General features: G+C 65.8%; 13 protein-coding genes. 8 read left to right on the top strand and 5 right to left on the bottom strand.

The features are described from left to right. The first annotated feature begins 115 nt into the window (after positions 1-115). Positions 116-328: a cold-shock protein gene (locus tag RT551_RS13550; RefSeq protein WP_313459551.1), complete on the top strand. Its 213-nt coding sequence runs from the start codon at positions 116-118 to the stop codon at positions 326-328. A gap of 76 nt (positions 329-404) precedes the next feature. Here the strand turns inward: RT551_RS13550 and RT551_RS13545 are convergent, their stop codons facing one another. Continuing rightward, positions 405-899 (bottom strand): glycine zipper 2TM domain-containing protein, encoded by a 495-nt coding sequence (locus RT551_RS13545; protein ID WP_313459548.1) that lies wholly within the window; start codon positions 897-899, stop codon positions 405-407. Positions 900-1048: 149 nt separating this feature from the next. Between RT551_RS13545 and RT551_RS13540 the strand changes: the two genes are divergently transcribed. Further along, positions 1049-1840: a tRNA threonylcarbamoyladenosine dehydratase gene (locus RT551_RS13540; RefSeq protein ID WP_313459546.1), complete on the top strand. Its 792-nt coding sequence runs from the start codon at positions 1049-1051 to the stop codon at positions 1838-1840. Between the two features lie 63 nt (positions 1841-1903). On the opposite strand, the gene RT551_RS13535 is transcribed toward RT551_RS13540, so the two are convergent. Together RT551_RS13535 and RT551_RS13530 are read right to left on the bottom strand one after the other, a co-directional pair. Further along, positions 1904-2677: a TatD family hydrolase gene (locus RT551_RS13535; RefSeq protein WP_313459544.1), complete on the bottom strand. Its 774-nt coding sequence runs from the start codon at positions 2675-2677 to the stop codon at positions 1904-1906. After that, positions 2674-2898, bottom strand: a complete 225-nt coding sequence (locus RT551_RS13530; RefSeq protein ID WP_125359283.1) for a DUF6116 family protein — start codon at positions 2896-2898, stop codon at positions 2674-2676. The genes RT551_RS13535 and RT551_RS13530 overlap by 4 nt, the downstream gene beginning before the upstream one ends. A 161-nt stretch (positions 2899-3059) precedes the next feature. Between RT551_RS13530 and RT551_RS13525 the strand changes: the two genes are divergently transcribed. From RT551_RS13525 to RT551_RS13500, 6 genes are all read left to right on the top strand, one after another. Continuing rightward, positions 3060-3875 carry a glycine zipper 2TM domain-containing protein gene (locus tag RT551_RS13525; protein WP_313459540.1) on the top strand — a complete coding sequence of 272 codons (816 nt, stop codon included), beginning with the start codon at positions 3060-3062 and terminating at the stop codon, positions 3873-3875. Positions 3876-4045: 170 nt separating this feature from the next. Continuing rightward, positions 4046-6325 carry a thiamine pyrophosphate-dependent enzyme gene (locus tag RT551_RS13520; RefSeq protein WP_313459533.1) on the top strand — a complete coding sequence of 760 codons (2280 nt, stop codon included), beginning with the start codon at positions 4046-4048 and terminating at the stop codon, positions 6323-6325. A gap of 3 nt (positions 6326-6328) precedes the next feature. Then, positions 6329-8266, top strand: coding sequence for an asparagine synthase (glutamine-hydrolyzing) (gene asnB, locus RT551_RS13515; RefSeq protein WP_313459531.1), 1938 nt, complete (start codon positions 6329-6331; stop codon positions 8264-8266). A gap of 139 nt (positions 8267-8405) precedes the next feature. Beyond that, positions 8406-8957 (top strand): NAD(P)H-dependent oxidoreductase, encoded by a 552-nt coding sequence (locus RT551_RS13510; RefSeq protein WP_313459529.1) that lies wholly within the window; start codon positions 8406-8408, stop codon positions 8955-8957. A gap of 129 nt (positions 8958-9086) precedes the next feature. Then, the gene (locus RT551_RS13505) at positions 9087-10511 is read left to right on the top strand and encodes a replicative DNA helicase (RefSeq protein ID WP_282298589.1); all 1425 of its coding nucleotides are present in this window, start codon (positions 9087-9089) and stop codon (positions 10509-10511) included. Positions 10512-10615: 104 nt separating this feature from the next. After that, complete coding sequence (locus RT551_RS13500; RefSeq protein ID WP_313459527.1) at positions 10616-10828, top strand: hypothetical protein; 213 nt, start codon at positions 10616-10618, stop codon at positions 10826-10828. A 201-nt stretch (positions 10829-11029) separates the two neighbouring features. On the opposite strand, the gene lpdA is transcribed toward RT551_RS13500, so the two are convergent. Then, positions 11030-12466 carry a dihydrolipoyl dehydrogenase gene (gene lpdA, locus RT551_RS13495; protein ID WP_313459524.1) on the bottom strand — a complete coding sequence of 479 codons (1437 nt, stop codon included), beginning with the start codon at positions 12464-12466 and terminating at the stop codon, positions 11030-11032. A gap of 62 nt (positions 12467-12528) precedes the next feature. Beyond that, positions 12529-13426, bottom strand: an 898-nt coding sequence (gene sucB, locus RT551_RS13490) for a dihydrolipoyllysine-residue succinyltransferase (protein WP_313459521.1), incomplete at its 5' end; no start/stop codon positions are given.

Below are 13426 nucleotides of genomic sequence, written 5' to 3'. Positions count from 1 at the left end.
GCCTGATGATGCTAGATTCGTCCAGATGCATCTACGCACCTCGCTTCCCCCCTTGCTGTCAGCCGCCGTAACCGGCGTATCCAACGACATAGCAGATCCCCAGGGAGTAAGTGAGATGGCTGAAGGTAAAGAAACTGGTACCGTGAAGTGGTTCAACGATGCCAAGGGCTTTGGTTTCATCAGCCGCGAAAGCGGCGAAGATGTGTTCGTGCATTTCCGCGCGATCCAGAGCCAGGGCTTCAAGAGCCTGAAGGAAGGCCAGAAGGTCTCCTTCACCGTGGTGCAGGGCCAGAAGGGCCTGCAGGCGGACGCGGTGGAACCGCTGTAAAACCGTTTTTCCCCTGTTTCAAAAAGAAGGCCCGCGCAAGCGGGCCTTCTTCGTTATCTGCCATGGGGCCTGAAACTCAGCGCAGAATCACCCGGCCATTCACCACGCGCACATAGGTATTCTCGCGGATACCGCCGAGGTCGCGCTGGTTGACCACGATGGTGCGGCCGTCGTCCATGCGTACGGTAATGTCGAAGGTGTCGCTGGTGACGTTCTTCTGGATCTGGTTGCCGGCCAGCGCGCCGCCGATGGCACCGGCCGCTGCAGCGACATTCTGGTTGCCCTTGCTGCCGCCGGTGTGGTCGGAAATCTCGTGGCCGGCGACCGCGCCGACAATGCCGCCCAGGATCGCGCCAGTGGCGGCGGGGGCGGTACGGCCGGAGGCCACGGTGTTGATGCGGGTGACGATGCCACAGTCAGCGCAGCGCGAATCGTTGTAGCCGCCGCTGTTGCCATAGCCGTTGTTGTAGCCGCCACTGTTGTAACCGCCACCGCCATAACCCGGCGAGGTGGCACAGCCGGCCAGTGCGACAGTGGCCACGGCAGCGGCAGCAATGAGTTGAATCTTCATGAGGGTTCTCCTGGCCAGATCGGGTGGTTGCATGCGTCTGGTGCGCATGGGGCGATCCTGTCCTGCCGAGTGTGAACAGGACGCCAATCCAGACGTGGATTCGTGGCTGGCAGATGAATCAGGGCATCCGGGCGTCTAAAATGCCGCCCATGAACGACGTATTGCGTGAGCGCTTTGCCGGCATCGACCGGCTGTATGGGGTAGGCACCGTGGACCAGTTGTCGCGCCGCCGGGTGGCGGTGGTCGGCATGGGCGGGGTCGGCTCGTGGGTGGTCGAGGCGCTGGCCCGCACGGCGGTGGGGCACCTGACCCTGATCGACGCCGACGACATCTGCGTGTCCAACACCAACCGGCAGCTGCCGGCGCTGGCCGGCATGTATGGCCGTAACAAGGCCGAGGCGATGGCCGAGCGCTGCCGCGCGATCAACCCGGACATCTCGGTCGACCCGGTGGCGGCGTTCCTCACCGTGGGCAACATGGAAGAACTGCTGGACCGCGGCTTCGATCTGGTGATTGATGCCTGCGACAGTTTCCGGGTGAAAGTCGAAACCATCGCCTGGTGCCGCCGGCGCAAGCTGCCGATCATCACCGTGGGCGCTGCAGGCGGGCGTACCGATCCGACCCTGGTGCGGGTGCGCGATGTCTCACGCACCGAACACGATGCGATGCTGGCGCTGATCCGCAAGAAGCTGCGCAGTGATTTCAACTTCCCCAAGAACGCGTCGCGCTATTTCGGTGTACCGGCGATCTATTCGCTGGAAAACGTGAAGTACCCGCAGGCCGATGGCAGCGTGTGCGGGCTGCGACCACAGCTGGGGGCCGATGCCGCGCTGAAACTGGATTGCGGTGCCGGCCTGGGCGCGGCCACCCACATTACAGGGGCGTTTGCGTTTGCCGCCGTGGGCAAGGCGCTGGAGATGCTGCTGAAGAAGCGCGATTGACGTAGGGACACGCCATGCGTGTCCAACGTAACCCATCACCGCGCGGACACGCATGGCGTGTCCCTACATCCGGTCAGCCATGCCAAACAACCGCTTTGCATTGGCCGTGGTCTGCGCCGCAATCACCTCCGCCGGCTCCCCGCGCAACTGCGCCACGGTCTCCACAATCACCGCCAACCGTGCCGGCTCATTCCGTTCCCCGCGAATACCGGCATCCGGCTGGTCCGGCGCATCGGTTTCCAGCAGCAGCTGTTCCAGCGGCATCTGCGCCACCAGCCGCCGCAGCCGCTGGGCCCGCTCATAGGTCAGTGGCCCACCCAGCCCCAGCAGGAAGCCCAGCTTGTGCAGTTGCTCGGCCTGCTCGGGACTGCCCGGAAAACTGTGCACCACGCCACGCAGCCCACCCACCTGCTTGATCGCGGCAATTACCGCATCCACCGCGCGCCGTGCGTGCACGATCACCGGCAGGTTGAATTCGCGCGCGATCTTCAGCTGTTCGACGAAGTAGAACTGCTGCTGCGCGACATCCAGCCCTTCCACGAAAAAGTCCAGGCCGCATTCGCCAACCGCGCACGGATGCTCCTGCGCGATCCATTCGCGCAACTGTTCCAGATGCTCCGGCCGGTGCTGGTCCAGGAACATCGGGTGCAGGCCATACGCCGGATAAAGACCCTCGGCCAGCCCGCAGCTGTCGCGCAGCTTGGGCCAGCTCGCCGCCGTCACCGCCGGCAGCACCTGCGCACGCACGCCGGCAGCCTGCGCGCGCGCAATCACCTCGGCGCGGTCAGCATCGAACTCATCCGCATCCAGATGGCAGTGGCTGTCGAACAGGATCACGCGCGCGGCGGGGTCGGCAGGGTGGGCGGCAGATCGTCGCTGCGTCGCTTCCAGTTGGCCAGCAGCAACGTGCCCAGCGCGAACAGGATCTCGTCCACGAACGGCACCGGGTCAGGAATGAACAAGGTCAGCGCGAACAACGCGGCGGTGATCTTGAACAGGGTGGGGTAGCGCAACCGACGCGCCCAGTTGACGATCGGAAGCAGCAGGGGATTGGCCATCGCGGAGTCCTCCAGTAATGCTGTAAACGCTATCACGCGCCGTAGAATGACAGAACCTGAATGGGCGATGCGGCTGTAAGCGTCATGTGGAGATTCCGTTCAGGTGTTGCATGCTGGAATCCTCACCAAGAACGTTGCGGATCGTCCGCAGGGAGTCGGAAATGAAAAGCACAACTACTACTGCTCTGGTCGCTGCAGGTGCCCTGCTGGTGGGCGGCATCGCCACCGCTGCCTTCATGAAAAGCGGCAACTCCGCTGACCCGGTGACCGCCGCGCAGACCCGACCGACCCTGGACACCACGCCGCTGGCCAATGACGGGGCTGCCTCTGACGCGGTGCCGGTGGACGCGCCGCGCGGGCTGGAATATGCCGACGTGGTCAAGGTCGATCCGCTGACCAAGAAGGAAAAGGCCTACGCCACCGTGATCGGCACCGAGCCGGTGCGCGAAACCTCCACCACCCAGACCCCGCATGAGGTCTGCCAGGACGTGGTGGTGCAGGAGCGCCTGCCTGAGCGCGACGGCAATGTCGGCGGCACCGTGGCCGGTGCGGTCATCGGTGGCCTGCTCGGCAACCAGGTCGGCGGCGGCAACGGCAAGAAGGCCGCCACCGCAGCCGGTGCCGTGGCCGGTGGCCTGATCGGCAACCAGGTCGACAAGCGCCACGTCGGTGGCCGTGTGGTCAACCGCACCGAGCGCCAGTGCCACACCGAAACCGCCACGTCTGAGTCGACCAAGGTCACCGGTTACAACGTGACCTACCGCAATGAAGATGGCACCACCGGCACCATGCGCATGGCCAGCAAGCCGGGCACCCGCATTGCCATGGGCACCACCGATGCGGTCACCGGTTACAACGTGACCTACCGCTACGACGGTGTCGAAAAGACCGTGAAGATGGACAACAAGCCGGCCAGCGACCGCCTGCCGGTGGTGGATGGCCAGCTGGTCACCCAGACCGCTGCGGTCAACCAGTAACGTAGTGCCGGGCCATGCCCGGCAACCAGGAATCAATGATCGAGACCAGAGGCCGGGGGCAACCGCCCCCGGCCTTTTTTGTTGCGCCTGCTCTTGGCAAATCCGAATCCCCTATGGCCTGATGCGGCGAAAGGTCGTCTACGTCCGCAACACGTCACGGAGGGTGATGGATGTTTGCCGTGGTTCCCGATCCGATTCCGGCCCGCATGAAGGGCCTCAACCGCGCTGAAATCTGCGACACCAATTTCATCGAGTTTGTCCGCCACTGGCAGGGGCAGCCGGCTCCCCGCCCGGCACCCCACGAACCGATCCTGCCCGGCAGCACGCTGGACGCGGCCGGTTTCGACGCCCTGTTCGAGTCGCAGCTGATCAGCCGCCATCTCGATCTGATGGCGCGGGTGCTGCGGGTGCAGAACAAGGTGTTCTACACCATTGGCTCGTCCGGACACGAAGGCAATGCGCTGGTCGCACGCGCGGCGCGGCACACCGATCCGGCATTCCTGCATTACCGCTCGGGCGCGTTCATGGCAGAACGCTTCCGCAAGCTGCCGGGCATGGATCCGGTCATGGATTCGGCGCTGTCATTCGCCGCCAGTCGTGACGATCCCGCCAGTGGTGGCCGCCACAAGGTCTGGGGCAGCAAGCCGCTCTGGGTGCTGCCGCAGACCTCGACGATCGCCTCGCACCTGCCGAAGGCGCTGGGCACCGCGCTGGCGATCGAAAGCGCACGCCGCATCGGCCACGCGCTGCCGATTCCAGAAGACAGCGTGGTGATCTGCTCGTTTGGCGATGCCTCGGCCAACCACGCCACCGCGCAGACGGCATTCAACACCGCCGCCTGGGCGGCCTACCAGCGCTTACCCGCGCCGATTCTGTTCGTGTGTGAGGACAACGGCATCGGCATCTCGGTAAAAACGCCCACCGGTTGGATCGCCGACAGCTTCCGCCACCGCCCGGGCCTGGATTACTTCCACGCCGATGGCCTGGATCTGGCCGACGGCCACGCCCAGGTCGAGCGCGCGCTGGAACACTGCCGCTACACGCGCCGGCCGACCTTCCTGCATCTGCGCACCACGCGCTTGATGGGCCATGCCGGGACCGATTTCGAGATCGAGTGGCGGCCGCTGGCGGAACTGTGCGCGGCCGAGGCCACCGACCCGCTGCTGCGCTCGGCGCAGATCGCGCTGCAGTCAGGCTGGCTCAGCGCCGACGGCATCCTGGAGCGGTATGAGGCGATCCGCGCGCGCTGTTTCGCCGCCGCCGAAGCGGCGGACGCACGTCCCAAGCTGGACACGCTGGAGGAGATCGTCGCGCCACTGGCTCCGTACACCCCGGCCGCCGTGCATGCCGAAGCCACCCGACCGGCAGCGGCCGAGGAGCGTGAGCAGGCGTTCGGCGGCGCAGCGGCACTGCCCGAACTGCAGCCACCGCGCCACCTCGCCGTGCAGATCAACCAGGCCCTGCACGATCTGCTGTGCAAATACCCCGCCGCGCTGCTGTTCGGTGAGGACGTGGCGCAGAAGGGTGGGGTCTACACTGTGAGCAAGGGCCTGCTGAAAGCCTTTGGCCCGCGCCGCGTGTTCAACACGCTGCTGGATGAAACCATGATCCTGGGCATGGCGCAGGGGCTGGCCAACCTGGGCATGCTGCCGATACCGGAGATCCAGTACCTGGCCTATCTGCACAACGCCGCCGACCAGCTGCGCGGCGAGGCCTGTTCGCTGCAGTTCTTCTCCAACAACCAGTATCGCAATCCGATGCTGGTACGCATTGCCGGATTGGGCTACCAGAAGGGCTTCGGCGGGCACTTCCACAACGACAACTCGATTGCCGCGCTGCGTGACATTCCCGGGCTGGTGGTCGGCTGCCCCTCGCGCGGTGATGATGCGGCGATGATGCTGCGCACCCTGGCCGCACTGGCGCAGGTGGATGGCCGCGTCGCGGTGTTTCTGGAGCCGATTGCGTTGTACATGACCAAGGATCTGCATGCGCCGGGCGATGGCCAGTGGCTGTTCCCGTACCCGCCACCGGACCAGGCGCTGGTGCTGGGCGAGGGCCGGGTGTACCAGCCCGACGCCAGCGACCTGGTGATCTTCACCTATGGCAACGGCGTGCCGATGAGCCTGCGCGCTGCGGTTCGCATTGAAGAAGAGCAGGGCTGGCAGGTGCGGGTGGTGGACCTGCGCTGGCTGGTGCCGCTCAACGCCGGTTTCATTGCGGCACAGGCCGCCGACGCACGGCGGGTGCTGGTGGTGGACGAGGGCCGGCACAGCGCCGGGGTGGGTGAGGGGGTGATCACCGCATTGGTCGAGGCCGGCCTGGGCCACCTGCCGCTGCAGCGGGTGAGTGGGGCTGACACCTATACCCCGCTCGCAGGGGCAGCAATGTGCGTGCTTCCAAGCGACAATGCACTGGTAAGCGCCGCGCGGGTGTTGGCGCAGGAACACTGACTGATGTGTGGATTGGCAGGCATGCTGTTGGCGGCCCCGGGAACGGAACAGGGCGCACTGGAACACCGGGCAGGGCAGATGGGCGACGCCCTGCTGCACCGCGGGCCGGATGATCGCGGGGTATGGGCAGATGCCGCTGCCGGCATCGCCCTGGCGCATCGCCGGCTGAGCATCCTGGACCTGTCGCCGCTGGGTCATCAGCCGATGGCCTCGGTGGACGGCCGATATGTGCTGGCTTACAACGGTGAGGTCTACAACTTCGCCGCGCTGCGCGCCGAACTGGAAGCGCTCGGCCACGGCTTCCGCGGCCATTCGGACACCGAGGTGCTGCTGGCCGCGTTTGTCGCCTGGGGCGTGGACGAGACCCTGCAGCGGGCCAACGGCATGTTCGCCATCGCGCTGTGGGACCGCACCGAACAGTGCCTGTGGCTGGCCCGCGACCGGGTTGGCAAGAAGCCGCTGTACTACGGCTGGGCCGGCGACACGCTGGTGTTCGGCTCGGAGCTGAAAGCGCTGTGGCAGCACCCGCAGTTCGACAATGACGTCGACCGCGACGCGCTGACCCTGCTGATGCGGCTGGACTACATTCCGGCCCCGCATTGCATCCACGAGCGCTGCTTCAAGCTGATGCCGGGGCGGGTGCTGCGCCTGGACGCGGCGGCGGTCGCCGCCGGTGCCGCCGCGCATCGTCCGGACCAGCAGCAGGTGCCGTTCTGGAACGCACGTGAGCGTATGCAGCATGCACTGGCCGCCCCCTTCGCCGGCAGCGACGACGACGCCGAATTCCAGCTCGACGGCCTGCTGCGCGACGCGGTGGGGCTGCGCATGGTGGCGGATGTGCCGGTGGGCGTGTTCCTCTCTGGCGGCACCGACTCGTCCGTGGTGGCTTCGCTGATGCAGGCGCAGTCGTCCACGCCCATCCACAGCTTCAGTATTGGCTTTGAGGGCTCGGACCACGACGAAGCGCCACTGGCCAAGGCGCTGGCCGGGCACCTGGGCACCGACCACACCGAGTTGTATGTCAGTGGCGCGGACGCGCTGGCGGTGGTGCCGCAGCTGCCGTCGATGTTTGACGAACCGTTCGCTGACGCCTCGCAGGTGCCGACCGCGCTGGTGGCGAAGCTGGCCCGCGGTTCGGTGACGGTGGCGCTGTCGGGCGATGGCGGCGACGAGTTGTTCTTCGGCTACAGCCGTTACCAGCGTGCGCTGCGCAACTGGAACCTGCTCGGCCGCGTGCCGGCCCCGCTGCGGCGCTGGCTGGCCGCCCATGCGCACACCCAGGGCGAGGCCTCGCGCACAGGAGGGTTGGCCGCGTTGCTGGCCGAAACCGGGGCGCGTGGCATCGGCGATGTGTACCGCAACCGCATTTCGCGCTGGCGCGACCCGGTCGCCGCGGTGATTGGTGCCAAGGGCGCGGGCAGCTTCTATGACCTGGCCGATCCGCTGCACGGAGCCGGTTCACCGGCCGACGCGATGATGCTGGCCGACTTCAGCACCTATCTGCCCGATGATCTGCTGTGCAAGGTGGACCGCACCAGCATGGCGGTCAGCCTGGAGGCGCGTGCACCGCTGCTGGACTGGCGGGTGGCCGAGTTTGCGTGGTCGCTGCCGCTGCACCTGAAGCAGCGCGATGGCGTCAGCAAGTACCTGCTCAAGCGGGTGCTGGGGCGGTATGTGCCGCAGGACATGGTGCACCGGCCCAAGCGTGGCTTTGGCGCACCGGTAAGTGCGTGGTTGAAGGGCGACCTGCGCGGCTGGGCCGACGATCTGCTGGACCCGGCGCGGCTGGCGGGCGAGGGCGTGTTCCAGGTGAATGCGGTCGCCCCGCTGTGGCAGCAGTTCCAGCAGGGCGAGCGCAAGTGGCACACGCATCTGTGGAATGTGTTGATGTTCCAGGCCTGGCAGGCGCATTGGAAGCAGGTGCGGGCCCAGGTTCGGTAGAGCCACGCCCTGCGTGGCTTCGCGGTGCAGGAAACAGACGTAGAGCCACGCCCTGCGTGGCTGCGCGGTGCTGGACCCGTTCACGCAGCCACGCAGGGCGTGGCTCTACGCTGGGGATTCCCTCGACAGGAAGCCCCCCATGGCCACCCCCAAAATCGCCGTCCTCGTCGGCAGCCTGCGCACCGGCTCGCACAACCTCGCCCTGGCCCACGCGCTGGAAAAACTCGCCGGCAACAAGGCGACCTTTGACTATGTGCAGATCGGCGACCTGCCGCTGTACAACCAGGACTTCGACAAGCACTACCCGGCGGAAGGCGTGCGCCTGAAAGACCAGATCCGCAGCGCCGACGCGGTGCTGTTCGTCACCCCCGAATACAACCGCTCCATTCCGGGCGTGCTGAAAAACGCCATCGACCTGGCATCGCGCCCCTACGGCGACAGCGCCTTCGCCGGCAAGCCCGCCGCTGTGGTCGGTGCCTCCATCGGGGTGATCGGCACCGCGCTGGCCCAGCAGCACCTGCGCAATGTGCTGGCCTACCTGGACATGCCGGTGCTGGGCCAGCCGGAAGTGTTCCTGCACTTCAAGGAAGGCCTGATCGACGCCGACGGTGAAATCGGCAATGACAGCACCCGCGGCTTCCTGCAGGGGTTCACCGACAAGTTCCTGGCGTGGATCGCCACGCACCGGTAGGGCACGACCGTTGGTCGTGCCGGCACCCGCGTGCGATTGTCCACGGCTTATCCACAAGGTTGTTCCGGTTGTGCCGGGCGGTTGGCGGTACCATGTAGCACGCTCCACGCCGCAGGAACCCCGTCCTACATGTCTGCCCGCTCCGGCTTCCGTAACGACCGCAAAGAACGCGGCGACCGCTTCGAGCGCGATGAATCGCGCATGGACCAGTTGCGCGTGCCGCCGCATTCGATCGAAGCCGAGCAGGCGGTGCTGGGCGGGCTGATGCTGGCCCCGGAAAGCTACGACCGGGTCAATGACCAGCTCAACGAGACGGACTTCTATCGTCGCGACCATCAGATGATCTACCGGGCGATCCGCGAGCTGTCCGAGCGCGACCGCCCGTTCGACGCGGTGACCCTGGGCGAGTGGTTTGAATCGCAGGGCAAGCTGGAGCTGGTCGGCGACGGGGCTTATCTGATTGAACTGGCCAGCACCACGCCGTCGGCGGCCAACATCGCCGCTTACGCGGAGATCGTGCGCGACAAGGCGGTGCTGCGCCAGCTGATCCAGGTTGGCACGGATATCGTCAACGACGGTTTCCAGCCGGAAGGTCGAGACAGCTCCGAGCTGCTGTCGGCCGCGGAAAAGTCCGTGTTCGCCATTGCCGAACAGGGCGCACGTGGCCGCACCGACTTCGTGGCCATGCCGGGCGCGCTGAAGGACGCCTTCGAGGAGCTGCGCAACCGCTTCGAGAACGGCGGCAACATCACCGGTCTGCCGACCGGCTACGCCGACTTCGACGCGATGACCGCCGGCCTGCAGCCGACCGACCTGATCATCCTGGCGGCGCGACCGGCCATGGGCAAGACCACGTTCGCCCTGAACATCGCCGAGTACGCGGCGATCAAGTCGAAGAAGGGCGTGGCGGTGTTCTCGATGGAAATGTCGGCGTCGCAGCTGGCGATGCGTCTGATCTCCTCGAACGGCCGCATCAACGCCCAGCGCCTGCGTACCGGTCAGCTGGAAGATGAAGACTGGAGCCGTGTCACCGGCGCGATCCGGATGCTGAAGGAAACCAAGATCTTCATCGACGACACCCCGGGCGTGTCGCCGGAAGTGCTGCGCTCCAAGTGCCGCCGCCTCAAGCGCGAGCACGACCTCGGCCTGGTGGTGATCGACTACCTGCAGCTGATGAGCGTGCCAGGCAACAGTGAAAACCGCGCCACCGAAATTTCGGAGATCTCGCGAGGGCTCAAGGGCCTGGCCAAGGAGTTGAACGTGCCGGTGATCGCGCTGTCGCAGTTGAACCGCTCGCTGGAAACACGAACCGACAAGCGCCCGGTGATGGCTGACCTTCGCGAATCCGGCGCAATCGAGCAGGACGCGGACATGATCGTGTTCATCTACCGCGACGATTACTACAACAAGGAAAACTCGCCGGACAAAGGCCTGGCCGAGATCATCATCGGCAAGCACCGAGGCGGCCCGACCGGCTCGTGCAAGCTGAAGTTCTTTGGCGAGTACACCCGGTTCGACAACCTGTCCCACGATTCGGTGGGTTCGTTCGAATAATTCATCGCCCGTATCCGGGGTTTCGTCGCAAACCCCTTGCCCCGGGCGGGGCAGGGCGGCACTTTGTTTCCATGCGGCATGGTGCCGCGCATGGAGCCCCCGTCATGAAGACCCTGTTCGCGCTCGGTGTGTGGTGCCTGCTGTTCGTGCTGTGCTGGCCGCTGGCGATCCTGGCCCTGATGGCCTGGCCGTTTGTGTGGCTGCTGAGCCTGCCGTTCCGGCTGGTCGGGATCACCTTCTCGGCGCTGTTCGCCTTCCTGCGCGCGCTGTTCATGCTGCCGGCACGGATGCTGGGTGGCGGGCGCGCGATGGCGTGACGAATAGCGTGCCGTAGAGCCACGCCCTGCGTGGCTTCGACCCTGTTCGGGCACCGCGATGACGCGCATGGCGCGTCACTACGGGAGATCTGGCGCCGCGAAGCCACGCAGGTCGTGGCTCTACGCTCAATCCGGGGCCATCAATCACACACAAAAAACCCCGCCGAGGCGGGGTTTTTTGTTACCTCACACAATGACCGGTCAATTGGCCTTGTGGATGGCGCGCTTGCTGACGGCCATGGCGGCGTCGTGGACCACTTCTGACAGCGACGGGTGCGCGTGGCAGATGCGGGCCAGGTCGTCGGCCGAGCCGCTGAACTCCATGGTCAGCACACCTTCGTGCACCAGCTCGGAGACGTTGGCACCGACCAGGTGCATGCCGAGGATGCGGTCGGTTTCAGCGTGGGCCAGCACCTTGACGAAGCCAGCCGGCTCGATCATGGCGACGGCACGGCCGTTGGCGGCGAACGGGAAGCTGCCGGCCTTGTACGGAATGCCTTCGTCCTTCAGCTGCTGTTCGGTCTTGCCGACCCAGGCCAGTTCCGGTTCGGTGTAGATCACCCACGGAATGGTGTCGAAGTTGACGTGACCCGGCAGGCCCGCGATCAGCTCGGCCACCGCGATGCCTTCCTCGAAGCCCTTGTGCGCCAGCATCGGGCCGCGCACGCAGTCGCCGACCGCCCAGATACCGTCCACGCCGGTGTGGCAGTGGGCGTCCACTTCGATCTGGCCGCGTTCGTTGATCTTGACGCCGGTACCTTCGGCCAGCAGACCCTTGGTGGCAGCACGACGGCCCACGGCGACCAGCAGCTTGTCGACGGTGAGGCTCTTTTCGCCTTCGGCGTCGGCGTAGGTGAGGGCGACTTCCTTCTTCTTGCCCTTACCGGTGACTTCAGCCTTGGAGACCTTGGCACCCAGGCGGATGTCCAGACCCTGCTTCTTGAATTCCTTGGCAGCGACCTTGGCCACTTCGGCGTCAGCTGCGGCCAGGAAGTCCGGCAGCGCTTCCAGAATGGTCACTTCCGAACCCAGGCGCTTCCACACGCTGCCCAGTTCCAGGCCGATCACGCCGGCACCGATGACGGCCAGACGGGCCGGCACTTCGGTGAAGTCCAGACCGCCGACGTTGTCGACGATGGTCTCGCCGTCGAACTTGGCGAACGGCAGTTCGATCGAATCCGAACCGGCGGCGATGATGATGTTGGTGCCGGCCAGCTCGACCACGGTGCCGTCGTGCTGGGTGACCTTGACGATCTTGCCCGGCTGCAGCTCACCGAAACCGTAGTAGGCGGTGACCTTGTTGGCCTTGAACAGCATGCCGATGCCGCCGGTGAACTGCTTTACGATCTTGTCCTTGCGGCCCACCATCGCTTCGACGTCGATCTTGGCGTCCTTGAAGCTGATGCCGTGGTCGCCAAAGATGTGGCCCATGTTCCAGTACTGGCGCGAGGAGTCCAGCAGCGCCTTGGACGGAATGCAGCCCACGCGCAGGCAGGTGCCACCCAGGGCCGGCTTGCCGTCCTTGCCCAGTGCGGCGTCGATGCAGGCAGTCTTCAGGCCCAGCTGGGCGGCGCGGATGGCGGCATGGTAGCCGGCCGGGCCGGCACCGATGACGACGACGTCGAATTGTTCAGCCATTGATAATTCCTTGTTGCTTTACCAGAACCCCTCCGGGCGGAGCACGGAGGGGCGGGAAGGTCTTACAGGCCGAACAGCATGCGGCCCGGGTTTTCCAGCTGGTTCTTGATGTCCACCAGGAACTGCACCGAGTCCTTGCCGTCGATGATGCGGTGGTCGTAGGACAGCGCCAGGTACATCATCGGCGCGATCACGACCTGGCCGTTCTGGGCGATCGGACGCTCCTTGATGGCGTGCATGCCCAGGATGGCGCTCTGCGGCGGGTTGATGATCGGGGTGGACAGCAGCGAACCGAAGGTGCCGCCGTTGGTCACGGTGAAGGTGCCGCCCTGCAGTTCGTCCAGGCCCAGCTTGCCGTCGCGCGCCTTCTTGGCGTACTCGGCAATGGTCTTTTCGATGTCGGCGAACGACATGCGCTCGACGTTGCGCAGCACCGGGGTCACCAGGCCCTTTTCGGTCGACACGGCGATCGAGACGTCGGCGTAGCCGTGATAGATGATGTCGTCACCATCGATCGAAGCGTTCACCAGCGGGAAGCGCTGCAGCGCGTTGGCGGCGGCCTTCACGAAGAAGCTCATGAAGCCCAGCTTGATGCCGTGGGCCTTGACGAACTCGTCCTGCAGTTCCTTGCGCGCGGCCGACACCTTGCTCAGGTCGACTTCGTTGAAGGTGGTCAGCATGGCGGTGGAGTTCTTGGACTCCATCAGGCGTTCGGCAATGCGCTTGCGGATGCGGGTCATCGGCACGCGTTCTTCCGGACGTGCGCCACCGGCCTTGCCGGCACCGCCGTTACGGGCGAAGTTGACGATGTCTTCCTTGGTGACCGCGCCGCGACGGCCGGTGCCGTCGACGTCGGCCGGGTTCACGCCTTCGGTGATGGCGGTGAAGCGGGCACCCGGGGGCAGGGCATCGGCAGCCGACTTGGCAGCCGGAGCCGGAGCGGCGGCGGCCGCCGGGGCA

Source organism: Stenotrophomonas sp., assembly GCF_032103445.1.
GTDB lineage: Bacteria > Pseudomonadota > Gammaproteobacteria > Xanthomonadales > Xanthomonadaceae > Stenotrophomonas.
This window is presented reverse-complemented; position numbering and strand designations above follow the sequence as displayed.

Bases quoted from the DNA above. Each gene is read 5' to 3' on its own strand.
- RT551_RS13550 (WP_313459551.1), top strand. From the start codon at position 116: ATGGCTGAAGGTAAAGAAACTGGTACCGTGAAGTGGTTCAACGATGCC.
- RT551_RS13545 (WP_313459548.1), bottom strand. From the start codon at position 899: ATGAAGATTCAACTCATTGCTGCCGCTGCCGTGGCCACTGTCGCACTG.
- RT551_RS13540 (WP_313459546.1), top strand. From the start codon at position 1,049: ATGAACGACGTATTGCGTGAGCGCTTTGCCGGCATCGACCGGCTGTAT.
- RT551_RS13530 (WP_125359283.1), bottom strand. From the start codon at position 2,898: ATGGCCAATCCCCTGCTGCTTCCGATCGTCAACTGGGCGCGTCGGTTG.
- RT551_RS13525 (WP_313459540.1), top strand. From the start codon at position 3,060: ATGAAAAGCACAACTACTACTGCTCTGGTCGCTGCAGGTGCCCTGCTG.
- RT551_RS13520 (WP_313459533.1), top strand. From the start codon at position 4,046: ATGTTTGCCGTGGTTCCCGATCCGATTCCGGCCCGCATGAAGGGCCTC.
- asnB (WP_313459531.1), top strand. From the start codon at position 6,329: ATGTGTGGATTGGCAGGCATGCTGTTGGCGGCCCCGGGAACGGAACAG.
- RT551_RS13510 (WP_313459529.1), top strand. From the start codon at position 8,406: ATGGCCACCCCCAAAATCGCCGTCCTCGTCGGCAGCCTGCGCACCGGC.
- RT551_RS13505 (WP_282298589.1), top strand. From the start codon at position 9,087: ATGTCTGCCCGCTCCGGCTTCCGTAACGACCGCAAAGAACGCGGCGAC.
- RT551_RS13500 (WP_313459527.1), top strand. From the start codon at position 10,616: ATGAAGACCCTGTTCGCGCTCGGTGTGTGGTGCCTGCTGTTCGTGCTG.
- lpdA (WP_313459524.1), bottom strand. From the start codon at position 12,466: ATGGCTGAACAATTCGACGTCGTCGTCATCGGTGCCGGCCCGGCCGGC.